Below are 24,958 nucleotides of genomic sequence, written 5' to 3' on the forward strand. Positions count from 1 at the left end.
GCTAAGATGCTAATTTTCTGAGGTTTTGACTTCAAATAAAAAACTTAGAATCTTAGAACCTCAGTAACTCAGAACCTAAAACAGAAATATGGGAATTTTTAAAATCGAAGGAGGAATTCCTTTAAAAGGAGAAATCACTCCGCAAGGAGCAAAAAATGAGGCATTACAAATTTTATGTGCCGTGCTTCTAACGGGGGATAAAGTAAGAATTAATAATATTCCCGATATTATTGACATCAATAAATTAATCACTTTGTTGGGTAATTTAGGGGTAAAAATTCAACGCAATGAACCGGGTTCGATTACGTTTCAGGCAGATGAGGTTAATATTGGATATTTAGAAACTGAAGCTTTCAAAAAAGAAGGTGGAGCGCTTCGCGGTTCTATTATGATTGTTGGACCACTTTTGGCACGTTTCGGAAAAGGATATATTCCAAAACCGGGAGGAGATAAAATTGGCCGTCGCAGATTAGATACACACTTTGAAGGTTTTATAAACCTTGGAGCAAAATTCAGATACAATAGAGAAGATCACTTTTACGGAGTAGAATCTCCAGAAGGTGGACTTATAGGAACAGATATGTTGCTTGATGAAGCATCAGTTACCGGAACAGCAAATATCGTTATGGCTGCTGTTTTGGCAAAAGGAAAAACAACAGTTTATAACGCAGCTTGCGAACCTTATTTGCAGCAATTGTGTAAAATGTTGAACTCAATGGGAGCTAAAATCACTGGAGTTGGTTCAAACTTATTAACTATTGAAGGTGTTGAAAGCCTTGGTGGTTGCGAGCACAGAATTTTGCCGGATATGATCGAAATTGGTTCTTGGATTGGTCTTGCTGCCATGACAAAAAGCGAAATCACGATCAAAAACGTAAGTTGGGAAAACTTAGGATTGATACCAAATACATTTAGAAAACTTGGAATTACAATCGAAAAACGCGGAGATGATATTTATATTCCTGCTCACGTTGACGGATATGAAGTAAAAACAGATATCGATGGTTCTATCTTAACAATTGCCGATGCTCCGTGGCCAGGGTTTACACCTGACTTGTTGAGTATTGTTTTGGTTGTGGCAACACAGGCAAAAGGCGATGTTTTGATTCACCAAAAAATGTTCGAAAGCCGTTTGTTTTTCGTGGATAAATTAATCGATATGGGAGCCAAAATTATGTTATGTGATCCGCACAGAGCGGTGGTTATGGGACATAATTTTGAATCTCAGCTAAAAGCTACAACAATGTCATCACCTGATATTCGTGCGGGAATTTCATTATTGATTGCAGCGCTTTCAGCGAAAGGAACAAGTACAATTCAAAATATCGAACAAATTGACCGTGGATATGAGCGTATCGACGAACGATTAAGAGCAATTGGCGCAAAAATCGTGAGAGCGTAAAAGATATAATATTTAGTAAAATAAATATTCAACAAATAAACCATTAAGAGATTAAGAGAAATGAGGATTATAAGCCTTAATGAATTTTAATATCTTAATGGTTTTTATATCTTACAACTTGATTTTATAATCCGTTAAAAATCTCATAATGACAGACGAACAAAAAGCTGTAAAGGCTACTATTTTTAGTATAGTTGGAAACACCTGCTTAGCCGTGATAAAAGGTCTTGCAGGTTTTTTTGGCAATTCATATGCCTTAATTGCAGATGCGATCGAGTCGACTGCAGATATATTTTCATCTTGTTTGGTGTTATTTGGGATTAAATATTCTAACAAACCACCAGATGAAAATCATCCTTACGGACATGGACGCGCTGAACCCTTGATTACCTTTTTGGTTGTTGGATTTTTGATTACATCTGCAACGATTATTGGTTACGAAAGCGTTGCAAATATTCAGAATCCTCATGATTTGCCTAAATCGTGGACATTGTATGTTTTGGGAGCTATAATTATCTGGAAAGAATATTCGTTTCGTTTGGTAATGAAACGCAGTAAAGAAACTAATAGTTCTTCTCTAGCAGCTGATGCCTGGCACCATCGTAGCGATGCAATCACATCCATAGCGGCGTTTGTCGGGATTTCGATTGCTTTAATTATGGGTAAAGGGTACGAATCAGCAGATGATTGGGCGGCGCTTTTTGCTGCTTTTTTTATCTTATATAATAGTTATAAAATTTTCAGACCGGCGCTTGGCGAAATTATGGATGAGAATTTAAATGATGATTTAGTCGAAGAAATCAGAATTGAATCTTTGAAAGTAGCAGGTATTTTAGGAACCGAGAAATGCTTTATCCGTAAAGCCGGAATGAAATATCATGTAGACCTTCATGCTATTGTTTCAGCTAAAATCTCGGTAAAAGAAGGACATGAATTATCACATAAATTGCAAGATACTTTAAAAGAGGAAATACCTCAGTTAGGAAATGTTTTGATTCATATAGAACCAGATGATTATCACTGAGAAAGGTTCAAAGGTTCTGAGGTACTGAGGTTCTAAGGTTTCTTTACTTTTACAAAAAGAAAAATAACAAAATCCGCTTATTCTAATATAGAGTAAACGGATTTTTTATTTGGGCGTTTTCGCCGCGGCGAACTGGCTATCCGCTATATTCCCGATTAACAAAAACTACGGCTAAAAAGCCTTGTTTTTCTAAAACGGGAGATACCGCTTCTATCCCTAACGCAAGCTAGAGTAAATAGAATTTTTAAGTTTTTTAAGTATATAGTTTTGTCACTTCGACGGAGGAGAAGTCACATCCGGAGCGTGACGTACAGTAAATCCGTTATGTGATTTCTCCTGCGTCGAAATGACAAGATTGAGACAGAGCCTAGTCTAAAACATTCAAAATCTTCAGCCCAAAGACAACACCATTTTGCTGAATTCCGCCTTGATAAGAATGAACATAATCTACTCTGAACAACTTAAATTTTCCGAAACCTAAATTATCCAAACCAACAGTAAACTCAGAATAAGGTTTTCTATCGGGAATCGCCAGAGAATGAAATCCAAGATTCATTGTAGACTTCAAAAGATTCAATAACGGAATTTTATTCATAATAAATCCTGTATCATTATGCTCTAAATGCATTTCAAAATAACTGTCGTTTGTACTGTTTGCGTAATAAGGCATCAAGTTAAAAACATTCAAATAACGATCAGTTGTACCTATATGAGTTTGATTTCCGTTGAAATGTCTGTAATCGATAAAAGAAATATTTTCGGCATTAAAGAATTTTCCACCTCTAAAATTCATTCCCAGGATTCCTTTATTTCCTAATGATAAATCATATTGTATAGAAGCGCCAATTCTTTCAAATTCATATTTTTTCTCACTGGCAGCAAAAGCTTTTTCAAAAGCCAAAAATAGGGTTGGATATTTATCATTTTTAATATTATATCTTCCGTCCGGACGAGAAATATATTTATTTCCAAAATTAATTCGGGCCGTTAAAGCTGCTTTAAATAAATGGTGAGGATCAAAAGCCGGAGTTATAAAATCATTTGGTGCCAGCGGATTGTTTGAGGAATAAATATCATCTTTTTTAAAGAACGAATAATCAGTGGTATTAAAAAGAGGTTTTCGTTGCTCATAAGCAGCTTTTGCATTCAAATTTATTCCGTTCGCAACATCTTGTGAATAATTAATTTGAGCAAATTCTAAATTGTACAACTTCATATAGTTGTCTTTAAAAAACAAAGAACTTATAGAGTTGATAAATTTGCTAATAGGTTCTGCACTATTAAATTGAGCCACTTTTGTTCCGCCCGAAACTCCAATCGTAGCATAATTTATATTGTTGAATTTATGACTGAATTCGCCTGTAACGCGAAAACGTTCATCAGAAAAGCCATAATTAAAGGTTGTGTTTATTGAGGTACTTCTTCCTTTTTCTTCATTCCATTTTTTGAATGAAAAACCAGAATCCAGATTGAAACCCTGAACGGTATTAAAACTTAAAGACGAAAGATTTAGCAAGCCTTTATATTCAAAAGAATGTTTCTTAAAAGTATTCTTGTATTCATAACCCATTATGACATCGAATACTTTAAACTTATTGTTTTTGGCATCGACAGAATCAGTATATTTCTGTGATTTTCGGATAGTTTGTAAGCTGTCTTTTTTAGTATAATCATTGCTTTCTTCAATCGTTAACGGAATTGGTCGGATTTGATTCCAGAAAGCATCATCTTTTTTATTGGCATCAGTTTCAAAAGCTACGATTTCATTGCCAAAAGTTTTCTTTTCAAAAGCGGATGGAAACTCATAATTCGAATAAACATAATTAAATTTCCCTGAGAATTTTACGCCAAAAGCACCAGCATTAAAAGAAAGCGTTTGTGCATTTTTTGACCAGATTTTATTCTTAACATTATAACTAAAGCTTTGTTTTAAAGTCATTACTTCAGTAAATTCATTTTTCATTCGGTAGCCCTTTATGTCTAGATCTACAGCATAAATGGCAAAACTATCATCGACAATATAAATATAACCTTCAAAAACAGGTTCTTTGTCCCTTTTTGGGGTTACTTTTATTTTGTAAATCTGCTGATTGTTATCATCATAAAAAGTTCCTTCAAGTTTGTATTTGTAGTAATTGAAACCATTATCTGCGATAGGAGAGATGAGGTTAATATTGAATTCTAATGTATTATCATAGAAATCATAAGTCGATAAAGTGGCGGTATTATAGCTAAATCCTTTATTGTTTCCCGAAATTTTAGAAGCAATAATTTTTTCTTTTAGTTTGCCTGGTTTTTCAAAAGAAATCTTCGAGATTGTTTCTGATAAATATAAAATTCCGGTTCCGGTTGAGTCTAAATTTGACGCCATATCGTCGCCAATATCTACTTTCATACCCATTATTTTTTTTGGAAGATCTTTTATTTTGAACATTCCTTTCGAATAAAAATCAGCGGTGTAACGTGCTGTTTTTTCCGAATTGTCCTTTTTGTTTGCAATCGCACTTTTTATAATGGCGTTGGCAGGATTGTTTTTGGGATCAATAACTACTTCATTTAATGCAAAACTTTCTTCATGCATTATGATGTTTAAGGTAACCGTTTTTGAATCTGAAGAAACAGTTGATTTTTGAGTTTTAAAACCCAAATACTGAAAAACTATTTTATTTTTACCAACCTCTTTTACGTTAAGCTGGTATTTTCCCTGCTCGTTAGAAGTTGTTCCAGTATAGGTGTTTTCTTCAAAAACTGAAACAAAAGGCAAAGGATTCCCTTTTTCATCGGTTATGGTTCCTTTGATCTGAGCAAAGTTTGAAATCGAAAAAAATAAAAAGGCTAATAAAGTAAAGTTTCTCATGGAAGTGGTTTCTCTAACAAAAATAGAATAAGTTAAAAATGAGCTTATTAAAAATTTGTTAAAAGAAGACTTACAAGAAAGATTGAATTGCTAAATCATAACTTTTTAAACCAAAACCAAGAATAACGCCTTTTGCATTTCCGGACAAATACGACTGATGTCTGAAGCTTTCGCGTGCATACGTATTCGAAATATGAACTTCGATAACAGGAGTTGTAACTGCTTTTATAGCATCGCCTAAACCTATAGAAGTGTGCGTGTAAGCTCCTGCATTCAAAATAATACCGTCAAAAGAAAAACCAACTTCCTGAATTTTGCCAATCAATTCGCCTTCGATATTACTTTGATAATAAGAAAGTTCAACGTTGGGAAATTTGTGTTCCAACCTTTCAAAATAATCTTCAAAAGTTTCGCTTCCGTAAACTTCCGGTTCTCTTTTTCCTAAAAGATTCAAGTTGGGTCCGTTGATAATGCAGATTTTCATATTTAAAAATATATTTTGAGATTTTAAACATTTAGATTTTTTGAAACCTTATAAGGAATATAAGTTCAATTAAGCTAAATTGATTTTGGATTGACATTGCTATTGATTTTCGCAATTGCCATTGAACTTGGTAAAAATAAAAAAACCGTTCTAATTAATAGAACGGTTTTTAGAAAAGTATGTGATATATTTTTTAGAACAAGAATCCAGCAGAAAGTTGAACTACTGAGTTTCTAATATCAGCATTAGAAGAAGCGTCTGTTAATCCTAAACTATAACGACCTTGTACAAATATACTTTTGGTGATTTTTAATCCTAAACCTGCATTAACAGCAAAATCAAAAGTATTAGCATCGTCAAATCTTACATCATTTTTTTGGCTTAATAAAAAAGACGCCTGTGGTCCAACTTCTAAACTGAATGATTTTGTCAAATAGATTTTAGCCATTACAGGAATAGATAAATAGGCTAATTCATTTTTGAAATCTTCCTGAGCATCAGCAAATTTATAAGTAGCTCCTTGAGTAGAATATAAAAGCTCTGGTTGAATAGCGAATTTTTCTAATAATTTAATTTCTGCAACCACACCTACGTGATAGCTAGTAATTCCATTTTTATCAAATGCCACACCATCTAATGTTGCATCTCCGGGCTGACTTGCAAAGTTAACCCCTGCTTTAACTCCAAATTGTACTAATTGGGCTTGTATCGTAGCTGATGTTGCGATGAACAAAACAGCTGCTAAAATTATTTTTTTCATAAAAATGTTTTTAAAATTGTGATATTTTTTAATGTTATCTATTAATCAAAACTACAGAATTAGGAATTTATTGTTTTATATTTTAGTTTAAATAATTACTAAATTTCTCATCTTTTTTGATTTACACCGAGTAATAGACTCTTTTTAAGAAAGTTGTGACTGGTTTGTTTTGGATTAAATTTTTTACATTTAGTACGAATAGTATTTCAATATCAATTTTAATAGAAATAATTTTGGTAAGGTTATTTTTATATTATATGATTTTTAATCAGACATATTTATAAATAGAACTTAATATTTTGCCCTTGATTTATATGTCAGTGAAGGTTTGATGAGGAATTGCAATTTCTGTTTTAATAAGAGTTTCGTTTCAATTATCATTTTATTTATTAAAATAAATTTGTTTTTTTAGTAAGGATATATTTATATTTGATTGTTAATTAAATCAAAATAAATAAAAATGAAAAGAATTATTTTATCTACAATCGCTGTAATGGCATTTGGATTTGCTAGTGCACAAGATGGACATTTTAAAGTTGGGGCACATGTTGGTTTGCCTTTAGGAAATACTTCAGATTTATTTTCAGTAAACTTAGGTGCTGATGTTGCTTATCTTTGGAATGTATCTGATAAATTTAGCGCGGGAATTGTTACCGGTTACACAACATATGTAGGTAAAGAATATAATGGTTATATTGGATCTGTTTCTTATGCAATGATAAGAAGTACTAATCAAAGCTTTATTCCAGTTGCTGGAACTGCGCAATATTCAATTACAGAAAATTTATTTGTTGGTGCAGATTTGGGCTATGCTATTAATGTTGATGGAGATCTGGACGGAGGATTTTTATATCAGCCAAAATTTGGTTACCAAAATAAAAAAATTGAATTGTATGCCGCATACAAAGGAATTTCGAATAACGGAACTCTTGCTTCACTAAACTTAGGTTTCAATTATAAATTCTAATTTACAAAAAATTATTTGTTAAACCTTTCTGAGCGATCTGGGAAGGTTTTTTTTTATTATGATCCCTGATAATTAGGGAGTTAGTTTTATTTAATAGGATTAAAACTGTAGTTACTACTATATTTGTTAAAATAAAAATTATTTTTTATTAAGGATATCTTTATATTTGAATATTATAACCCTTAAACAAATTGTAATGAAAAGAATTATTTTAGCTGCAATTGCAGTAATGGTATTTGGCTTTGCTAATGCGCAAAAAACAAGATTTGGAGTAAAAGGAGGTCTTAACCTTACAACTTTTGCCGGAGGAAATTATTATGATGCTGGATCTTTAGTCGGTTTTCAGGTTGGAGGTTTTGCTGAAATTAAAGTTATTGAAAGATTAGCTATTCAACCAGAGGTTTTGTTTTCTACTCAAGGTGCTAAAATTGATGCTGGTTCTTTCGGTGACTACAATAGTAAAGTGAATTATATTAATGTTCCTGTTTTAGCTAAATTTTTTATCACAAAACAGTTTACAGTTGAAGCAGGTCCACAATTAGGATTTTTAGTTTCTGCAAAAGCTGATGGCCGTGATACTAAAGGCGATTTTAAATCTGTGGATACAGGATTCAATTTTGGCGCTGGATATAATTTCACTGATAATGTTTCTGTGAATCTTCGTTACACGGTAGGTTTATCAAATATTGCAGATTATAATACTGATACTGCTCAACAGTATTATGATAGTCCAAAAAATAGTGTTTTAGCATTGACGTTAGGATATAAGTTCTAATTGTAGCTTTAAAAATATTTTAAAACCTTCCTGAATTTGGAAGGTTTTTTATGAAATGATAGTTTGATTAATTTAATTAAAAAAAATGAAAAGAATTATTTTAACTGTTCTTGCAGTAATGATATTTGGATTTGCTAATGCACAAAAAACTAGATTTGGTGTAAAAGGAGGTCTTAACCTAACGACTTTTGCCGGAGGATATTATTATGATGCCAAATCTTTAGTAGGTTTTCAGATTGGAGGTTTTGCTGAGATTAAAGTTATTGAAAGATTAGCTATTCAACCAGAGGTTTTGTTTTCTACTCAAGGCGCTAAACAGGAAGTAGGTATGACTAACTTTGATAGTAAGTTGAATTACATTAATGTTCCTGTTTTGGCTAAATTTTATGTCACAAAACAATTTACTGTGGAAGCAGGTCCACAATTAGGATTTTTAGTGTCAGCGAAACAAGATGGTCACGATGCAAAAGACGGTTATAAGTCTATAGACACAGGATTCAATTTTGGCGCTGGATATAATTTTACTGATAATGTTTCTGTGAATCTTCGTTACACGGTAGGTTTATCAAATATTGCAGATTATAATATTGATACTGCTCAACAGTATTATGATAGTCCAAAAAATAGTGTTTTAGCATTGACATTAGGATATAAGTTCTAATATTTTTGCAATAAAATATTTTTAAAAACCTTCCGTTAATCCGGAAGGTTTTTTTATGCTTCTGGCAATGTTAAAAACTAATCATATTAATGAACTAGGTTTAGGTTAAATTTTTATATTTGTATAAGAATATTCTGTTATTTTGTGTTATATTTATTTTTAAATCTTAATTTAATAGATTTAAACATTCCGGTTTTAGCTAAATATTATATAACAGATGCGTTTTCTGTGGAAGCGGGACCACAAATTGGGTTCTTATTATCTGCTAAATCGAGAGGCGAGGATGTTCAGGACCTTTACAAATCAACAGACTTTGGTTTTAATCTGGGATGTGGATACAATTTTACAGAAAATATTTCTGCAGGTGTGCGTTACACAATTGGTTTGACTGATGTCAATGATATTTCTGATGAACAAGATTATCCTGATTTGTTTAATGCAAGTTTTAAAAACAGCAATTTTGCATTGTCTTTAGCGTATAAGTTTTAATATTTAGTTTTAAATAATATTTGAAAAACCTTCCTTAATCGGGAAGGTTTTTTTGTGGAGTTATTTTTTTTGAAGAGCAAGACTAATTTGTAAGATTTTATTTCTGTTTACAATTTTATTATTTAAAAAACAAACAATATAAAAGTAAGTATTGGATTACATTTGTTGATTAATTTTAAATATGAAAAATGAAAAAGATTATTTTATCAGTAATTGCAATTATTGTATTTGGTTTTGTGAATGCACAGGAAGTTAAGTTTGGAGTGAAAGGTGGTGGGAATGTTTCGAATTTCTCAGGAGATGTTGAAGGTTTCAACTCAAGAGTTGGATTTAATGTTGGTGCTTTTGCTGAGATTAAATTATCTGATAAATTTGCCCTTCAGCCTGAAGTGTTATATTCACAACAGGGAGCGAAAATCAAAGTTGCAGGCAGTATATATGATGGATTTAATTATCAACATTATAGGGGTACGCTTAAGTACAATTTAGGTTATATTAATATGCCAATAATGTTTAAGTATTACGCAATTGAAAATTTCGCACTACAAGTAGGCCCGCAGATAGGATTTTTAACTTTTGCGAAAGGTAGAGCAAAACACGAAGGTGTAACTTCAGAGATCAGTATAAAAGATTTTTATGAAACAATCGATTTTGGTTTAAACTTTGGAGCGAGTTATGATTTTACAAAAAATATTTTTGTTGAAACGAGATATAATTTAGGAATATCAAATATTGCGCAAAATGAAATAGGAGATACTTCAAAAGTGCATAATAGTGTTTTTTCACTATCTCTGGGATATAAATTCTAATTTCAAACAAAGAAATATTTCAAAAACCTTCCCTTAATCAGGAAGGTTTTTTTTTGCTTAAAAATTGTTTTACTTTGTATACATGAATTGGAACAGATATATAAAAGACTATCAATCTTATTTGCGAATCGAAAGAGGCTTGTCTAAAAATACAATCGAAAACTACGGTTTTGATATTGAGCGATTATGTCTTTTTTTGGAAACAAATCAAATTGAGGTTTCGCCTTTGAAGATTACGGATGAAACAGTGCAGCAATTTATATATTCGGTTTCTAAAGAAGTAAATCCACGTTCGCAGGCGCGTATTATATCAGGTTTGAAAAGCTTCTTTAATTATTTGATTTTTGAAGATTATAGAAATGATAATCCGCTGGAATTAATTGAAACGCCTAAAACCGGTCGAAAACTACCGGATACTTTATCAGTTAAAGAAATTGATGCGCTTATAGCTGCAATTGATTTGAGCAAAAATGAAGGCGAACGAAATCGTGCCATGCTGGAAACTTTATATGGTTGCGGACTTCGTGTTTCAGAATTGATTTCGCTGAAGATATCCGATTTGTTTTTTGACGAAGGATTTATAAAAATTACCGGAAAAGGAAATAAAGAGCGTTTTGTTCCTATTGGTAAATTAACGCAGAAATATATCCAGATCTATCAGAAAGAAGTCAGAGTAAATTTGAATATTAAGAAAGGGTATGAAGATACTTTATTCCTAAACCGAAGAGGAAGTCAATTAACAAGAGCAATGGCTTTTACGATTATAAAAGATTTAGCCGTAACAATTGGTTTGCATAAAAGTATAAGTCCGCATACTTTGCGACATTCCTTTGCTACACATTTACTTGAAAATGGTGCAGACTTAAGATCAATTCAGTTAATGTTGGGTCATGAATCAATTACAACTACTGAAATTTATGTGCATTTGGACCGAAGTTTTTTAAAAGAAGTCATGCATTCTTACCATCCAAGAAAATAATTTTCCTAGTAGAATTCTGATTTTAAATCAAAAATTAATTATATTGTAATATATTTTCTATTAAAGACAGATAAGATCGACAAACGGCATTCTTTTTGTTTTTATAGGCTGTTTTAATCATTCAATTGAGTAAATAAGTAATATATGGTTTTTGATTTATATGAAAATGAGGATTGCTTAGAAGTGAATAATTTTTATAAAAAATTGTTTGCAGAAATGCCTGATTTATTATTTCAGTTTGTTGTCGACATTGACAACAATTATTCTTTTCCTTTGGTTAGCAAATCGGCCGATGAAATTTTTGAATTTACAGCAGGCGAATTCAATAATGACATTAAGTTTGTTATTTACGAAAGAGTTTTTCCTCAGGATCGCGAAGTATTTTTTCAATCTTTAGTTAAGGCACGTAAAGAAATAAAACCTTGGGATATCGAGTTTAGAGCTGTTTTACCTAAAAAAGGGTTACGCTGGTTTAAAATTTCTGCTAAAACAGAACAATCTCCTGATGGCAGAGTTAGTTTTTACGGACATGTCTCTGATATTACCGATTTAAAAGATAAAGAAGAAAAACTACGTATTTCCGAAGAGCGATTTCAGTTTGCACTTGATGCCTCTACCGCAGGAATCTGGGATTGGGATATGGTCACCAATAATGTTTTCTATTCGTCTTTATCACTAAAAATACTGGAATTAGATTCAGCCGATATTTTTGATGATCCGGAACGTTGGGACAAAATTGTGCATCCTGATGATCTTCCCAAATACTATTCAGATATACAAGAGCATTTTGATAATAAGATTCCTTATTATGAAAACTACCATCGTGTAATGACTTCAAGCGGTAATTATAAATGGATTTTAGATCGCGGAAAAGTTATTAAAAGAGATGAAAATGGGAAACCATTGCGAGTTATAGGAACTCATACGGACGTTTCTTTACAAAAAGAAAAAGAATTAGACCTTATTAAAACCATGAAATTGTACAGCGATCAAAATAGCCGATTGGTTAATTTTTCGCATATCGTTTCGCATAATTTAAATACACAAGCAGGAAATATAAAATCAATTCTGGATTTTATAGACGCTGATGAAAATAAGGAAACTGTAAACGAAATGTTAGAGCATTTAAGAACGGTTTCAAATGATTTGAACGATACAATTTCTAATTTAACTCAAATTGTAAAAACGCAAAGTAATATTAATATTGCGGTTGTGCCTTTGAAACTTTGTGAGTATATCGAGAAAACTATCTCGACAATCAAAGGTTATGACAAGCAGACTAAAGTTACAATTATAAATAATGTTCCTCAGTATTTGACGATCAATTTTAATCCGGCTTATTTGGAGAGTGTTTTGCTGAACTTTACAACAAACGCCATAAAGTATGCGCATCCTGAGCGTGATCCAATAATCGTTTTTGACTTTTCGATAGAACCTGAGGGGTATAAATCATTAAAAATTACAGACAATGGTTTAGGAATAGATTTGACTGTTTACGGTGATTTATTATTCGGAATGTATAAAACATTTCACAAACATCAGGAAGCTCGCGGAATAGGCTTGTATATTACCAGAAATCAAATAGAAGCGATGAAAGGGAGTATTTCTGTAGAAAGTGAGGTAGGAGTGGGAACAAGTTTTAAAATTATCTTTAATGACGTTTAGAATAATTTAGTTTATAAAAACAGAAAAGGCTATCGTTAGATAGCCTTTTCTGTTTTATAATGTTTAGAGATTATTTAGCAATATTAACTGCTCTTGTTTCTCTAATTACTGTAACTTTTACCTGACCCGGATAAGTCATTTCAGTTTGAATTTTTTGTGAAATTTCGAAAGATAAATTTGCTGCGTTATCATCAGAAACTTTTTCACTTTCTACAATTACACGAAGTTCTCTACCGGCTTGAATAGCGTAAGCATTTTTTACACCGCTAAAACCATAAGCAACTTCTTCAAGATCTTTCAAACGCTGAATGTATGAATCCAGAACCTGACGTCTTGCGCCTGGTCTTGCACCTGAAATCGCATCACAAACCTGAACGATTGGAGAAAGTAATGATTTCATTTCGATCTCGTCATGGTGAGCTCCAATTGCATTACAAACTTCTTCTTTTTCACCATATTTCTCAGCCCATTGCATTCCTAATAAAGCGTGAGGTAAATCACTTTCAGTATCTGGAACTTTTCCAATATCATGTAGTAAACCAGCTCTTTTAGCCAATTTTACATTCAAGCCTAATTCGGCAGCCATGATACCACAAAGTTTAGAAACTTCTCTCGAGTGTTGCAATAAGTTTTGTCCGTAAGATGAACGGTATTTCATTCTACCTACAACTTTGATTAATTCAGGGTGTAAACCGTGAATACCTAAATCAATAACGGTACGTTTACCAACTTCGATAATTTCGTCGTCGATTTGTTTGGCTGTTTTAGCAACAACTTCTTCAATTCTTGCCGGGTGAATACGTCCGTCAGTTACTAATTTGTGCAATGACAAACGAGCAATTTCTCTACGAACCGGATCAAAACAAGAAAGTATAATAGCTTCCGGTGTATCATCAACAATGATTTCAACTCCCGTTGCAGCTTCAAGAGCTCTAATGTTACGGCCTTCACGACCAATAATTCTACCTTTTACATCATCAGATTCAATGTTAAAAACAGATACGCAATTTTCAACTGCTTCTTCAGTTCCAACTCTTTGAATAGTGTTGATAATAATTTTTTTAGCTTCTTGCTGTGCAGTAAGTTTTGCCTCTTCAATCGTATCTTGTATATGAGACATTGCTTTACTTTTAGCTTCGGCTTTCAAGCCTTCAACTAATTGTTCTTTTGCTTCTTCGGCAGAAAGTCCTGAAATTACTTCAAGTTGTTGCAGTTGACTTTTGTGTAGTTTGTCAACTTCAGTTTGTTTTTTATCTAAAACTTCAATTTTGTTGTTGTATTCTAATGTTTTAGCTTCAAAATCGTCGTTAACTTTTTTAGCTTTCGAAAGCTCATTTGAAATTTGAGATTCTTTATCACGAACTCTTTTTTCTACTTCAGCTACTTTTTTGTCTCTGGCTAAAATAACTTGTTCGTGTTCTGATTTTAATTCGATAAATTTTTCTTTTGCCTGAAGAATTTTATCTTTTTTAATATTTTCTGCTTCTAAATTAGCGTCTTTTAATATAGAGGAGGCTTCTTTTTTTGCGTTTTTGATTAGATTAGAAATATTGCTTTTTTCGATGATTTTAGCTATTGCAAAACCTGCTGCAATCCCTACAATCCCTGAAATAATGATCGTTAGTATGTCCATGTTTGTTAAAATTTATATATAAAAAAGCCTACATTAATTGCTTGAATAAACTCGTAAAGACAAGTTTTGAGCTAACTCACTGTTCAAGTTTCCGTGCCGAAGCATGGCATACTATAGTAGCGAAGATTCACTCACTTTAATTTGTTAGTGTTGAGTTTACCAATTGTGAACTAATGTAGGCAGTATCTTAGTTTCTGTAAAGAACGTTTAATTTTCGAGATATTGATCTAATAGCGAATTTAATCTTTTAATTCTTTCGATGGTTTCTTCGCCGTCGATCGCATTATCAATTTGTTTTTGTTCTACTTGTGATGCAAATTGCAAGGCACACATAGCCAGAACATCTTGTTTATCACGAACCGCGTAACTTTCTTCGAATTGCTTGATCATAGCATCAATTTTTTTAGAAGCACTTCTAAGTCCTTCTTCCTGAACTGGTTCAACCGTTAATGGGTAAACTCTGTCTGCGATTGATATTTTAATTCTAAGCTTTCCGTCCATGTCTTTCTAATCTGATAGTTGTGCTATACAGTAATCAATTTCGCGAATTAATGAATTTATTTTAAGCTTTGTCTCTCTCTTGTTATTGTCGCTGCCGAGCAACGAATTGGCTATCTTAAGTGTTTCATATTGCTTCTTCAAAGCTTCCATTTCTTCAGATTGTTTCTGGATAATTTGCGCAGCTTTGTCTAGTTCTAATCGTAAAACCTGATTGTTTTTTTCTAGAGCTTTTGATTTCTCAAAAAGCTTTTCGACTTTATATTCAAGAGTATCAATTATTTCTGCAATTACACTCATTATAAATCCTATTCATTACTTAATCATACAAAGTTAGTATTCCTTTTTATTAATGCAATTTTTTATCGATTTTTTTGCATTAAAAATAGGCAAATAAATGAAATTCAATTAATTGTATTTTTGTAGCTTTTTACTCGGTTTTACCTTCATATTTATTTATCTTAGCAAAAATGTTGCTTATGAGATTTTCACTACTTGCCCTGTTTTTTTGTAATTTTATTTTCGCACAGACACAATATCCAAAAGATTATTTTCGTCCGCCACTGGATATTCCCATGCAGCTTTCGGGGAATTTTGGGGAGTTGAGGCCGAATCACTTTCATGCTGGTTTTGATTTAAAAACGAATCAGAGAGAAGGATTAAATGTTTATGCAATAGCTGATGGCTACGTTTCGAGAATAAAAATTTCCACTTTCGGGAACGGTAAATGTATTTACATTACACATTCAAATGGGTACACTTCCGTTTACGGACATTTGTCAACTACAGTTGGATCAATTCAGGATTATGTAAAAAATGCCCATTATAAAGAGAAGGCATATGAAATCGAAATATTTCCAAAACCTAATGAATTGCCCGTTACAAAAGGGCAATTAATTGCACTTTCAGGAAATACAGGTTCGTCAGAAGGTCCGCATTTGCATTTTGAAATTCGCGATACAAAAACGGAATTTGTCATTAATCCGATATTTTTTGGATTTGATAAAAATTTAAAGGACACTAAAAAGCCTACAGTTTCCAGTGTTTATGTTTATCCGTTTGAGAATTCGACAGTCAATCAATCTAAGCAGCCTTTGCTTTTGAGTGTTGCATTGCAAAAGGACGGAACTTATCTGGCAAGCAAAGTAAAAGCGAACGGAAAAATTGGTTTTGGAATAGTTGCTGTAGATTATGACGACGTCTCATTTAACAAAAATGGCGTTTTTAATGTTTCTACTTTCTTTAACGGAAACCAAAACTACAATTATCAATTCAATACCTATTCGTTTGACGAAATGCGATATGTAAATGCCTTGGTCGATTATGGTAAATATAAAAAATCAGGTCAGCGAGTTCAGAAACTTTTTATGAAAACGCCTTTTGCTTTAAGCATTATTAAAACAGATTCATTGCGCGGGATTATTCCTGTCGAGCCAAATTTAGCTTCTACCTATAGAATTGAAGTTTCAGATTATTTTGGAAATTTAAGTTCAATTACAATTCCAATAGAATATGACACAGCATCGCCAGTTATAAAAGAAGAACCTGTAACCTCGAAATATTTTATTAAAGTCAATAAAGATTCTAATTTCGAAAAAGATAATATGTCGGCATTTTTTCCTGCCGGAACATTTTACGATGACTTTAATTTAAATTTTGATGTAAAGAATAATCGCATTTATATTCACGACGATACTGTTCCTGTGCATTCAAATTTTACAATTACAATAAAAGACACTTTATATCCTGAAGCATTAAGAGATAAACTTTTTATAGGAAGATTTAGTGGAAATAGTGCCAGTTATAATGGCACTATTAGAAAAGGTGATGTTTTTACGGCTAAATCAAAAACTTTAGGACAATTTGGATTAGTCTTAGATACGATTGCACCAACAATTAAAATCGTAAAACCAATTCAGGATAAATGGATTAGTGATGTCAAAAAAATAGACTTTATCATTAATGATTCTTCATCAGGGATTAAATCATACAACGGATATTTAAACGGAAATTGGATTTTGTTTGAATACGAAAATAAAACAAAGAAAATCACACATACTTTTGATGATACGATGCTTGCCGAAGGGGCAAACGATTTAAAAATAGAAGTAATTGATAATGTGGGTAATTCTGCTATCTTTGAAACTCATTTTTTTAGAAGTCAACAAAAATAAAATCAATACGTTTGAATAATAACAGAGTAATATTCGTTTTTCTTTTTTTATGCATTTCTTGTATTTCATTTGCTCAAAATGCTCATGTTAAAGGTGTTATTTTAGACAATCAAAAACGCCCCGTTGTTGATGTGAATATATCTTCTTTAGGAAATATAACACAATCAGACTCGAACGGTTTTTTTGAAATTGATGTTCCTGCGAACAAAAAAACGTCTTTGATTTTTACTCACATTTCTTTAAAAATGATGAGCTTGACGGTGAGTTTGAAGCCGAATGAAATTTTTGTTTTTAATCCTGTCATGAGTAATTCTGAGGAACAAATGGGAGAAGTTTTTGTTTCTTCCAGAAATAAAAAACGTGTTCAGGGAATTACAACTATTGATGCCGCAACCATTAAAAAAATTCCCGGTGCAAATGCTGGAATCGAAAATATTCTAAAAACATTACCGGGAGTAAATTCAAATAATGAACTGAGTACGCAATATGCAGTTCGTGGCGGGAATTATGATGAGAATTTAGTTTATGTAAATGAAGTAGAAGTGTATCGTCCGTTTTTAATTCGTTCAGGCCAGCAAGAAGGATTAAGTTTTACAAATACTGATTTGGTTCAAAACGTTGATTTTTCGGCTGGAGGATTTCAGGCTAAATTTGGAGATAAGTTATCTTCTGTTTTGGATATTACATATAGAAAACCAACTCAGTTTGGTGCTTCTTTAGAGGCAAGTTTACTTGGGGGAAGTATGTCTGTTGATGCGGTTTCTAAAAACAAAAAATGGTCTGCAGTAACCGGAGTTCGTTATAGAAACAATAGTTTATTGGTCAATAGTCAGGATACAGAAACGAATTATACGCCAACTTTTGCAGATATTCAAACGAACATCAATTATGATATTTCTAAAAAATGGCAAATTAGTTTTTTAGGAAACATTTCAGAAAATAAATATTTGTATCAGCCTTTAACGCGTGAGACAAAATTTGGAACAATCGATCAGCCAATGGCACTTGCCGTATATTATGAAGGGCAGGAAAGGGATAAATACGATACTTATTTTGGCGCTTTAAAAACGACCTATAAAGTTTCACCAACTTTGACCTTAAAACTTATTGGTTCATTGTTTCATACCACAGAACAAGAGCATTTTGATATTCTGGCGCAATATCGTCTTGGAAATGTTGGAGAGGAGCAAGATGCATCTCAGGTTGATTTTACAAGAGGAATTGGTTCACAATTAAGTCATGCCCGAAATGATTTGGATGCTTTAATTGCAAATGCAGAAATTAAAGGATTTAAAGAATGGCTTAATGACAGTCAATTAGAATTTGGACTTAAATACACTAGAGAATCTATTAGAGATAGAGTTGCAGAATGGGAAATGATTGATTCGGCGGGATTTTCTATAAATCCTCCAATTGTTATTTTACCAAAAAATAATGAGCCATATCAGCCTTATACAGGACCATTGCTGCCATATCAGGATGTTCGTGCTACAAATTATAATACCATAAACAGGTTTTCCGGATATGCACAATACAATAAAAAATCTGAAATTGGATCTAATCAGGTTTGGTATAATATAGGTGCTCGTTTCCAGAGTTGGAATGTTTTAGGAGCAGCAGTCGACGGAAAGAATCAAATTGTTTTTAGTCCGCGTGCTCAGTTTGCCATCAAACCGGATTGGGATAAAGATATGGTTTTCAGACTTTCGGGAGGATTGTATTATCAACCGCCTTTTTACAGAGAACTTCGGGACTTAGAAGGAGTTGTGAACCCAAATGTAAAAGCGCAGCAATCTGTTCAGGTTGTTTTGGGGAATGATTATAATTTTAAAATGTGGAATCGCCCTTTTAAATGGGTTACGGAAATTTATTATAAATCGCTTTCTGATGTAAATGTGTATTCGATCGATAATGTCCGAATTCGTTATGTTGCCAATAATAATGCAAAAGCGTATGCGCAAGGTCTTGATTTTAGACTAAATGGAGAATTTGTGCCTGGAACCGAATCCTGGATAAGTTTTGGTTATCTGAAAACTGAAGAAAACTATGCAGATAAAGGCTATATCGCAAGACCTACAGATCAACGTTTGAAATTTGCAATGTTGTTTCAGGATTATATGCCAAATATCCCGAGCGTAAAATTATACCTGAATTTAGTTTATAATACTGGTTTACCAGGCGGAGCGCCAGCATATTCAGATCCGTATTTATACCAAAACAGATTGAATGATTATCGCAGAGTAGATATTGGCTTTGCCAAAGTTTTTGTAGACAGCAGTACGAAAGTGGCTAAGGCAAATTGGCTAAAAAACTTCAAAGAATTATCTGTTGGATTGGAGATTTTTAACCTTTTCAACAATCAAAATGCAATTACCAATACTTGGGTTCGTGATGTATATTCTAAAAATCAATATGCGATTCCAAATTATATGACTTCGAGAGTTTTCAATATAAAGTTGAATGCGAGATTATGATAGAAAAACGTGAAAAAAGGAAGAAGATTTTTTACGTTCCGGGAATGATTTCTTTGGTTTTTATTCCTTTGTTTTGTTTTTATCATTTTTATAAAACGGATGCATTTAAAGTATATAGATCCGTAGATTTAAGTTTTCCAGATTCTATTCAGAAAAAGGGGTTTTTAGCAATCAAACGAAATTATCAGTTATTTTATCTAAATAGAAGTGAGGATTCAGAGAAGAAAGAATTGAATGAACTTCAGCTTGCTTTAAGGAAAATAAAGCAAAAGAATGATACTATAAATGGTATTCAGATTCATCTGGGTAATAAAATGCAATATGAAGTTTATGTTAGAGTTCTAGATATTCTGGCAATTGAGCAAATGCCTTTCTTTATTCAAAATGATAATGATTTTTTGGTTTTAATAATGCCAAAACCTAAATCTAGAAATCATTTCAGAGAAATTGTTCCTTTCCAATGCGGCTATTGGGAAGCGAATAAAGATTTTTTTCTGGAAGAGGAAAGAAAAAGACAGTTCGAATATTATTTGTCTCTATATAAAAAGAATTGGGTTTTGCTTTTGGCTTATTTTGGTCTTGTATTTCTCAATATCTTCGCACTAGTAAAATTCAATAAAAGTAGATAATACAATCAAAAATACTATATTTGATATTCTAATATAATTAGCATACATGAAAAATTCCTTAAAATATATAGCCTTAGTATTCATCGGAACATTAGTAAGTTGTAAAGATGAAGTTCAGAAACCGAAAGTGATTTATGATGCTGCAAGTAAAGGAAGTGTTGTGGCAAAAACAGATTCAACACAAATAGAAGTAGCTGATTTGCCTATTCAAATGGAAGGAACGAACTATTTGATTCATCCGGTTGGAGATTTACGTGTGTATGAAAAAGGAACAAAAGCACGTTACGGATCTTCGAGTGTAAATGATGTGAGTTTTACGATTTCAAATTTGGGAGAATATGAAATCACAGGTTATTTGCAAAATCTGAAATTTCAAAAAGTAGATTCAGATTCTATTCGTCCATTGTCTGATAAACCGGTTTTAATTCTAACAGCGACTTACTTAAAAACAGTTGCAGACAGAACTCAGAATAAAGTTATGGTTTATACTTTGACAGATTCTGATACTAATAAAGACGGGAAAATTGATACAGGTGATATCAAAACATTGTATTTAAGTGATATTAGCGGAGCGAATTTTACCAAAGTATCAACGGATCTTCAGGAACTGGTAGATTGGAGTTTAATTGAATCTAAAAACCGTTTATACTTTAGAACAATTGAAGATACCAACCAAAACGGACAATTCGATAAGAATGATGTTTTGCATTATAACTACATTGATTTGGTTGCTAAAAAATGGGAAGTAAAAAGTTATAAACCGATCTAGATTTTAGATTGCTGATTTTAGATTTTAGATTGAAAAAATAGAATTTTAACTTTGATCTGACATAGAAAAAAACCATTTAGAAATTAATTTTTAAATGGTTTTTTAATAAAAAAAGAGCCGTTAGGCTCAATAAATATTGTAGAGCTGGACTTCAGTCCAGTTTACAACGTTAAATTTGGAAATCAGAGGCAAGAAAAAACCTAAATCAAAATATCGCTTTCCAAATCTGATTTTTCGATTTCGATGCCAAAACCGAGTCGGTCGACTAAATCAATTACAAGTTTTTTATACCAGTTTTCTGATTTTGGATGAATGTATATCTTCTCAATTAATTGACTGATGTCAACATTGATTTTTAATCCGTCATTAAGCTTTATCGTGCTTTTTGATGTGTCTGTAATAATGCGGACTTCGCGTTCGTACTGAAAGCTCTTTCGCTTGAACAAAAACGGAAAAAACAAATCGTCAAACGGAATATATTCTTTTTTGTAGTCGATATAATTGACCTCGCCAATATATTGGTCAAAATTATTCTCGGGCTTTAATGCTTTTTGCAATCTCCCAATAGTAGACTGAATCGCTAATCCTTCGCTGTTTTGAGTGAAAATCTGCCACATGGCAAAGGATTCATATTCGTTAATATGCCAACTGCTTACGGCAACTTGCTCCCGATGTGTTTTGTAGTAATTTAAAAAGTCAGGATTGTCAGTGGCTAATTTTTTAATCTCTTCAAAAGTGGGCTCGCTAAAAGTGCCTTCGTACTGATCTTCAAATTTATCAGAACGTGACATAAAAAGTTTCTTAGAAAGTAATAAATCGAGAAACTTAGATAGATCTAAATATTTCCAAACAATTGTATCTGGATCCTCAGGAAGTTTTATAGTCGGATTATTACGATACATTTTTTTTTATCGATTTAGGGTTTATGCTAAAAAAAAGCCACAGATTATACACATAAAAGTAAGATTTTAATTCCTTATTAGAAAAGAAAATCTGTGTTAATCTGTGTAATCTGTGGCTTAAGCTATTATAGTCTTTCTTTTATGATTCGAAAGATTGCATTGTAACCAGTTTGTTGTAGGTTCCGTTATGAGCAATTAATTCATCGTGAGTTCCTTGTTCAACTATTTTTCCTTTTTGCATCACAACAATTACATCTGCTTTTTGAATTGTCGAAAGTCTGTGAGCAATCACAATCGAAGTTCTGTTTTGCATCATGTTTTCAAGAGCAATCTGAACAAATTTCTCGCTTTCTGTATCCAATGCAGAAGTAGCTTCATCCAAAATCATAATTGGAGGATTTTTTAATACGGCACGAGCAATCGATAAACGTTGTTTTTGACCACCGGAAAGCTTGTTTCCGCTATCACCAATATTAGTATAAATTCCTAAAGGTAGTTCGCTTACAAATTCATAAGCATTGGCGATTTTCAGTGCGTCAATAATTTCGTCGTCAGTTGCATCAAGTTTTCCTAACGAAATATTAGCTTTAATGGTATCATTAAATAAAATACTGTCTTGTGTTACCAATCCCATTAAACCACGAAGCGATTGTAGGTTCATGTCTTTGATGTTGATTCCGTCAATCGAAATCGTTCCGTCATTTACATCATAAAAACGGGTCAATAAGTTTGCAATCGTACTTTTTCCACTTCCGGATTGTCCAACGAGAGCAACAGTTTGACCTTTTTTAATTTGAAGAGAAAAGTCTTTTAAAACTGTTTCATCTTCATATTTAAAGTTAATATTCTGAATGTTTATAGTATTATCAAAAGTTATTTTTTCGATTGCGTCAGGTTTTGAAACAATTGGATTTTCCTGATCTAAAATTTCAAGAACACGTTCGGCTGCGGCATTACCTCTTTTTACTCCGTAAGAAGCTTTAGAAATTGCTTTTGCAGGTGTCAGGATGTTATAAGCTAATCCCATGTAGGCAATAAATGCAGCTCCATCTAATGATTTGTCAATTAAAACCATTTGTCCGCCATACCATAATAAAATTGCAATTACAGTAATTCCCATAAATTCACTAGCTGGTGAAGCTAAGTTCTGACGATTACCAATACTGTTAGACAAATGAAAAAAACGTTGTGTAGAATTTTGAAAAACGGTATTGAAATAGTTTTCAGAATTATACCCTTTTACTACTTTCAATCCTCCAATAGTTTCTTCAATAGTAGATAAAAAAGTACCTTGTTCTTGCTGTGCTTTAGTCGATTGTTTTTTAAGTTGTTTTCCAATTAATGAAATGATATAACCTGATACCGGAATAAAAATAAAAACAAATATGGTTAGTTTTGCACTGATAATCAGCATCATGATTATAGTAAAAACTATGGTAAGAGGTTCTTTAACAATGAGTTCCAGTATGGCTAGAAATGAATTTTGTACCTCATTTACATCGGCAGAAATTCTTGAAATTACATCTCCCTTTCTTTTCTCGGAATAAAAAGCTAAAGGCAGTTCCAGGGTTTTTTTATACAGTGCATTTCGCATGTCTCTTAAAACACCGTTTCGCAAAAAATTAATAAAAAACATAGCGAAATAATCAGCTAGATTTTTTAATAAAAAGATTGAAATGATAATGACAACCATTACGGATAAAACATAACCAGATTCGTGGGTTCCTTTTGTTGTAGTGATGTAATAGCTCAAATAATCTTCAGCATATTGTTTCAATTCCATTAAACCGTTATAGACGGGTTTTATCTTATTTGCTTTAGTTTTGTCAAATAATACCTGAAGCATTGGTATCAAAGCAACAAAAGAAAGGGTGCTGAAAAGTGCATACAAAACATTGAAAAAGATGTTTAGATAGGCGTATTTTTTATATGGATATATAAAAGGAATTATTTTTTTTATGTTACTCATTTATTTATAGATGTTATTTTCTGCTATAGCAATGGCTTTTTCCAGTTTTTCTAGCAATAATTTTTTTTCTGGTAATTGGGTTAAGTACGCTGAAACTTTGATTTGTTCGTCATTGTCAAGCATTAAATAATTGATTTGTTCAGGAGATTTTTCACTGCACAAAATTAATCCAATTGGTTTGTTTTCACCTTCTTTTTGTTCGTTTTTCTCTAACCAACGTAAATAAAGCTCCATTTGACCTTTGTAACCGGCTTTAAATTTCCCAAGTTTTAAGTCAATAGCAACCAGTCGGCGTAAGCCACGATGATAAAATAGTAAATCGATGTAGAAATCTTCATCATCAATTGTAATTCTTTTTTGTCGGGCAAGAAAAGCAAATTCGCTGCCCATTTCGGTAATGAAATTTTGTAATTGGGCTAAGATAGAACTTTCTAAGTCCTTTTCTGAGTAACTGTCGTGTAATCCTAAGAAGTCTAAGAAATAAGGATCCCGAAAGGTTAAATCAGGACTAATTTGTTTTTCTTTTTTTAATGATGCTAAATCATTAAGTATGGTTTGTTCAGGCTTTTTGCTAATTGCAGTTCTTTCAAAAAGCATGCTGTCAATTCGCTCTTGTAAAGTTCTTACACTCCATCTTTCATGAATACTCATCTGGATGTAGAATTCACGTTTTATGTAGTCTTCAATGTAAATTATATTTCTAATATGAGACCAGCTCAATTTTGCACACACTGTGTGCAAAATTGTAAAGTCTTCAATTACAGTGTTTAGCTTGATAAAACTTTGTAGGTTTCGTTTATTAAAACCTATTCCGTATCTTTTTGTTAATGCTTCGCTTAGCAAAGGAATTATCTTCTTTCCATAATCGGCTCGATCATTTTTAAGGATCTCTTTATTTATGGTTTTTCCAATTTTCCAATACAAAAGTGTTAATTCCTGATTAACCGTTTTGGCGACAAAATGACGAGTCTGATCTATTAATCCAATAATTGAATTTAATAGTTCTGGTTGATCATTTGTTTCCAGTTTGTCACTCAT

Annotated in this window: 22 protein-coding genes; 13 read left to right on the forward strand and 9 right to left on the reverse strand. The window is 32.3% G+C overall.

The genetic code is table 11. The annotated features are described in order from the left end of the window. Positions 1–88: 88 nt before the first annotated feature. Both murA and EAH81_RS17665 read left to right on the forward strand, forming a co-directional pair. Positions 89–1,402 (forward strand): UDP-N-acetylglucosamine 1-carboxyvinyltransferase, encoded by a 1,314-nt coding sequence (murA, locus tag EAH81_RS17660; RefSeq protein ID WP_140509552.1) that lies wholly within the window; start codon positions 89–91, stop codon positions 1,400–1,402. Between the two features lie 148 nt (positions 1,403–1,550). Next, positions 1,551–2,426, forward strand: coding sequence for a cation diffusion facilitator family transporter (locus EAH81_RS17665; RefSeq protein ID WP_140509554.1), 876 nt, complete (start codon positions 1,551–1,553; stop codon positions 2,424–2,426). A 367-nt stretch (positions 2,427–2,793) separates the two neighbouring features. Here the strand turns inward: EAH81_RS17665 and EAH81_RS17670 are convergent, their stop codons facing one another. The 3 genes from EAH81_RS17670 to EAH81_RS17680 form a co-directional block, all read right to left on the reverse strand. Continuing rightward, entirely contained in the window at positions 2,794–5,283 is a 2,490-nt protein-coding gene (locus tag EAH81_RS17670; protein ID WP_140509556.1) for a DUF5686 and carboxypeptidase regulatory-like domain-containing protein, read from the reverse strand. 70 nt (positions 5,284–5,353) lie between these two features. Next, on the reverse strand, positions 5,354–5,767 hold the full coding sequence (gene aroQ, locus EAH81_RS17675) for a type II 3-dehydroquinate dehydratase (protein WP_140509558.1): 414 nt from the start codon (positions 5,765–5,767) through the stop codon (positions 5,354–5,356). 193 nt (positions 5,768–5,960) lie between these two features. After that, positions 5,961–6,527, reverse strand: a complete 567-nt coding sequence (locus tag EAH81_RS17680) for a porin family protein (protein WP_140509561.1) — start codon at positions 6,525–6,527, stop codon at positions 5,961–5,963. Between the two features lie 460 nt (positions 6,528–6,987). On the opposite strand from EAH81_RS17680, the gene EAH81_RS17685 reads away from it, so the two are divergent. From EAH81_RS17685 to EAH81_RS17715, 7 genes are all read left to right on the forward strand, one after another. Continuing rightward, the gene (locus EAH81_RS17685) at positions 6,988–7,494 is read left to right on the forward strand and encodes a hypothetical protein (protein WP_140509562.1); all 507 of its coding nucleotides are present in this window, start codon (positions 6,988–6,990) and stop codon (positions 7,492–7,494) included. Between the two features lie 196 nt (positions 7,495–7,690). Beyond that, a complete protein-coding gene (locus tag EAH81_RS17690) occupies positions 7,691–8,269 on the forward strand; it encodes a porin family protein (RefSeq protein ID WP_140509565.1) in 579 nt (192 codons plus the stop codon). 85 nt (positions 8,270–8,354) lie between these two features. Then, the gene (locus EAH81_RS17695) at positions 8,355–8,930 is read left to right on the forward strand and encodes a porin family protein (RefSeq protein WP_140509567.1); all 576 of its coding nucleotides are present in this window, start codon (positions 8,355–8,357) and stop codon (positions 8,928–8,930) included. A 144-nt stretch (positions 8,931–9,074) separates the two neighbouring features. Next, complete coding sequence (locus EAH81_RS17700; protein WP_241676585.1) at positions 9,075–9,419, forward strand: outer membrane beta-barrel protein; 345 nt, start codon at positions 9,075–9,077, stop codon at positions 9,417–9,419. Positions 9,420–9,607: 188 nt separating this feature from the next. After that, the gene (locus EAH81_RS17705) at positions 9,608–10,228 is read left to right on the forward strand and encodes a porin family protein (protein ID WP_140509572.1); all 621 of its coding nucleotides are present in this window, start codon (positions 9,608–9,610) and stop codon (positions 10,226–10,228) included. A gap of 82 nt (positions 10,229–10,310) precedes the next feature. Continuing rightward, positions 10,311–11,207 (forward strand): site-specific tyrosine recombinase XerD, encoded by an 897-nt coding sequence (gene xerD / locus EAH81_RS17710; protein ID WP_140509574.1) that lies wholly within the window; start codon positions 10,311–10,313, stop codon positions 11,205–11,207. Between the two features lie 144 nt (positions 11,208–11,351). Next, positions 11,352–12,872, forward strand: a complete 1,521-nt coding sequence (locus EAH81_RS17715; protein WP_140509576.1) for a PAS domain-containing protein — start codon at positions 11,352–11,354, stop codon at positions 12,870–12,872. Positions 12,873–12,942: 70 nt separating this feature from the next. Here the strand turns inward: EAH81_RS17715 and rny are convergent, their stop codons facing one another. The 3 genes from rny to EAH81_RS17730 form a co-directional block, all read right to left on the reverse strand. Then, a complete protein-coding gene (gene rny / locus EAH81_RS17720) occupies positions 12,943–14,505 on the reverse strand; it encodes a ribonuclease Y (protein WP_140509579.1) in 1,563 nt (520 codons plus the stop codon). A 207-nt stretch (positions 14,506–14,712) separates the two neighbouring features. After that, the gene (locus tag EAH81_RS17725; RefSeq protein ID WP_026984116.1) at positions 14,713–15,006 is read right to left on the reverse strand and encodes a cell division protein ZapA; all 294 of its coding nucleotides are present in this window, start codon (positions 15,004–15,006) and stop codon (positions 14,713–14,715) included. Between the two features lie 6 nt (positions 15,007–15,012). Beyond that, a complete protein-coding gene (locus EAH81_RS17730; RefSeq protein WP_140509581.1) occupies positions 15,013–15,303 on the reverse strand; it encodes a hypothetical protein in 291 nt (96 codons plus the stop codon). 179 nt (positions 15,304–15,482) lie between these two features. On the opposite strand from EAH81_RS17730, the gene EAH81_RS17735 reads away from it, so the two are divergent. The 4 genes from EAH81_RS17735 to EAH81_RS17750 are packed head-to-tail and all read left to right on the forward strand — an operon-like array spanning position 15,483 to position 21,049. Further along, positions 15,483–17,177: a M23 family metallopeptidase gene (locus tag EAH81_RS17735; protein ID WP_140509583.1), complete on the forward strand. Its 1,695-nt coding sequence runs from the start codon at positions 15,483–15,485 to the stop codon at positions 17,175–17,177. An 11-nt stretch (positions 17,178–17,188) separates the two neighbouring features. Beyond that, positions 17,189–19,651 (forward strand): carboxypeptidase-like regulatory domain-containing protein, encoded by a 2,463-nt coding sequence (locus EAH81_RS17740; RefSeq protein WP_140509585.1) that lies wholly within the window; start codon positions 17,189–17,191, stop codon positions 19,649–19,651. Further along, positions 19,648–20,280, forward strand: a complete 633-nt coding sequence (locus EAH81_RS17745; protein ID WP_140509588.1) for a hypothetical protein — start codon at positions 19,648–19,650, stop codon at positions 20,278–20,280. Before EAH81_RS17740 ends, EAH81_RS17745 begins: the two co-directional genes overlap by 4 nt. 46 nt (positions 20,281–20,326) lie before the next feature. Then, entirely contained in the window at positions 20,327–21,049 is a 723-nt protein-coding gene (locus EAH81_RS17750; RefSeq protein WP_140509591.1) for a hypothetical protein, read from the forward strand. Positions 21,050–21,249: 200 nt separating this feature from the next. Here the strand turns inward: EAH81_RS17750 and EAH81_RS17755 are convergent, their stop codons facing one another. The 3 genes from EAH81_RS17755 to EAH81_RS17765 all read right to left on the reverse strand — a co-directional run bounded on the left by EAH81_RS17755 (position 21,250) and on the right by EAH81_RS17765 (position 24,958). Then, positions 21,250–21,951 (reverse strand): DUF2971 domain-containing protein, encoded by a 702-nt coding sequence (locus tag EAH81_RS17755; protein WP_140509593.1) that lies wholly within the window; start codon positions 21,949–21,951, stop codon positions 21,250–21,252. Between the two features lie 139 nt (positions 21,952–22,090). Beyond that, on the reverse strand, positions 22,091–23,920 hold the full coding sequence (locus tag EAH81_RS17760) for an ABC transporter ATP-binding protein (protein WP_140509595.1): 1,830 nt from the start codon (positions 23,918–23,920) through the stop codon (positions 22,091–22,093). Beyond that, positions 23,921–24,958: a YhcG family protein gene (locus EAH81_RS17765; protein WP_140509597.1), complete on the reverse strand. Its 1,038-nt coding sequence runs from the start codon at positions 24,956–24,958 to the stop codon at positions 23,921–23,923. It abuts the gene before it with no gap.

It is taken from the genome of Flavobacterium pectinovorum (assembly GCF_006438875.1).
Taxonomy (GTDB): domain Bacteria; phylum Bacteroidota; class Bacteroidia; order Flavobacteriales; family Flavobacteriaceae; genus Flavobacterium; species Flavobacterium pectinovorum_A.

Excerpts from the sequence above, each read along its gene's own strand:
- murA (WP_140509552.1), top strand. The coding sequence starts at position 89 with ATGGGAATTTTTAAAATCGAAGGAGGAATTCCTTTAAAAGGAGAAATC.
- EAH81_RS17665 (WP_140509554.1), top strand. The coding sequence starts at position 1,551 with ATGACAGACGAACAAAAAGCTGTAAAGGCTACTATTTTTAGTATAGTT.
- EAH81_RS17670 (WP_140509556.1), bottom strand. The coding sequence starts at position 5,283 with ATGAGAAACTTTACTTTATTAGCCTTTTTATTTTTTTCGATTTCAAAC.
- aroQ (WP_140509558.1), bottom strand. The coding sequence starts at position 5,767 with ATGAAAATCTGCATTATCAACGGACCCAACTTGAATCTTTTAGGAAAA.
- EAH81_RS17680 (WP_140509561.1), bottom strand. The coding sequence starts at position 6,527 with ATGAAAAAAATAATTTTAGCAGCTGTTTTGTTCATCGCAACATCAGCT.
- EAH81_RS17685 (WP_140509562.1), top strand. The coding sequence starts at position 6,988 with ATGAAAAGAATTATTTTATCTACAATCGCTGTAATGGCATTTGGATTT.
- EAH81_RS17690 (WP_140509565.1), top strand. The coding sequence starts at position 7,691 with ATGAAAAGAATTATTTTAGCTGCAATTGCAGTAATGGTATTTGGCTTT.
- EAH81_RS17695 (WP_140509567.1), top strand. The coding sequence starts at position 8,355 with ATGAAAAGAATTATTTTAACTGTTCTTGCAGTAATGATATTTGGATTT.
- EAH81_RS17705 (WP_140509572.1), top strand. The coding sequence starts at position 9,608 with ATGAAAAAGATTATTTTATCAGTAATTGCAATTATTGTATTTGGTTTT.
- xerD (WP_140509574.1), top strand. The coding sequence starts at position 10,311 with ATGAATTGGAACAGATATATAAAAGACTATCAATCTTATTTGCGAATC.
- EAH81_RS17715 (WP_140509576.1), top strand. The coding sequence starts at position 11,352 with ATGGTTTTTGATTTATATGAAAATGAGGATTGCTTAGAAGTGAATAAT.
- rny (WP_140509579.1), bottom strand. The coding sequence starts at position 14,505 with ATGGACATACTAACGATCATTATTTCAGGGATTGTAGGGATTGCAGCA.
- EAH81_RS17725 (WP_026984116.1), bottom strand. The coding sequence starts at position 15,006 with ATGGACGGAAAGCTTAGAATTAAAATATCAATCGCAGACAGAGTTTAC.
- EAH81_RS17730 (WP_140509581.1), bottom strand. The coding sequence starts at position 15,303 with ATGAGTGTAATTGCAGAAATAATTGATACTCTTGAATATAAAGTCGAA.
- EAH81_RS17735 (WP_140509583.1), top strand. The coding sequence starts at position 15,483 with ATGAGATTTTCACTACTTGCCCTGTTTTTTTGTAATTTTATTTTCGCA.
- EAH81_RS17745 (WP_140509588.1), top strand. The coding sequence starts at position 19,648 with ATGATAGAAAAACGTGAAAAAAGGAAGAAGATTTTTTACGTTCCGGGA.
- EAH81_RS17750 (WP_140509591.1), top strand. The coding sequence starts at position 20,327 with ATGAAAAATTCCTTAAAATATATAGCCTTAGTATTCATCGGAACATTA.
- EAH81_RS17755 (WP_140509593.1), bottom strand. The coding sequence starts at position 21,951 with ATGTATCGTAATAATCCGACTATAAAACTTCCTGAGGATCCAGATACA.
- EAH81_RS17760 (WP_140509595.1), bottom strand. The coding sequence starts at position 23,920 with ATGAGTAACATAAAAAAAATAATTCCTTTTATATATCCATATAAAAAA.
- EAH81_RS17765 (WP_140509597.1), bottom strand. The coding sequence starts at position 24,958 with ATGAGTGACAAACTGGAAACAAATGATCAACCAGAACTATTAAATTCA.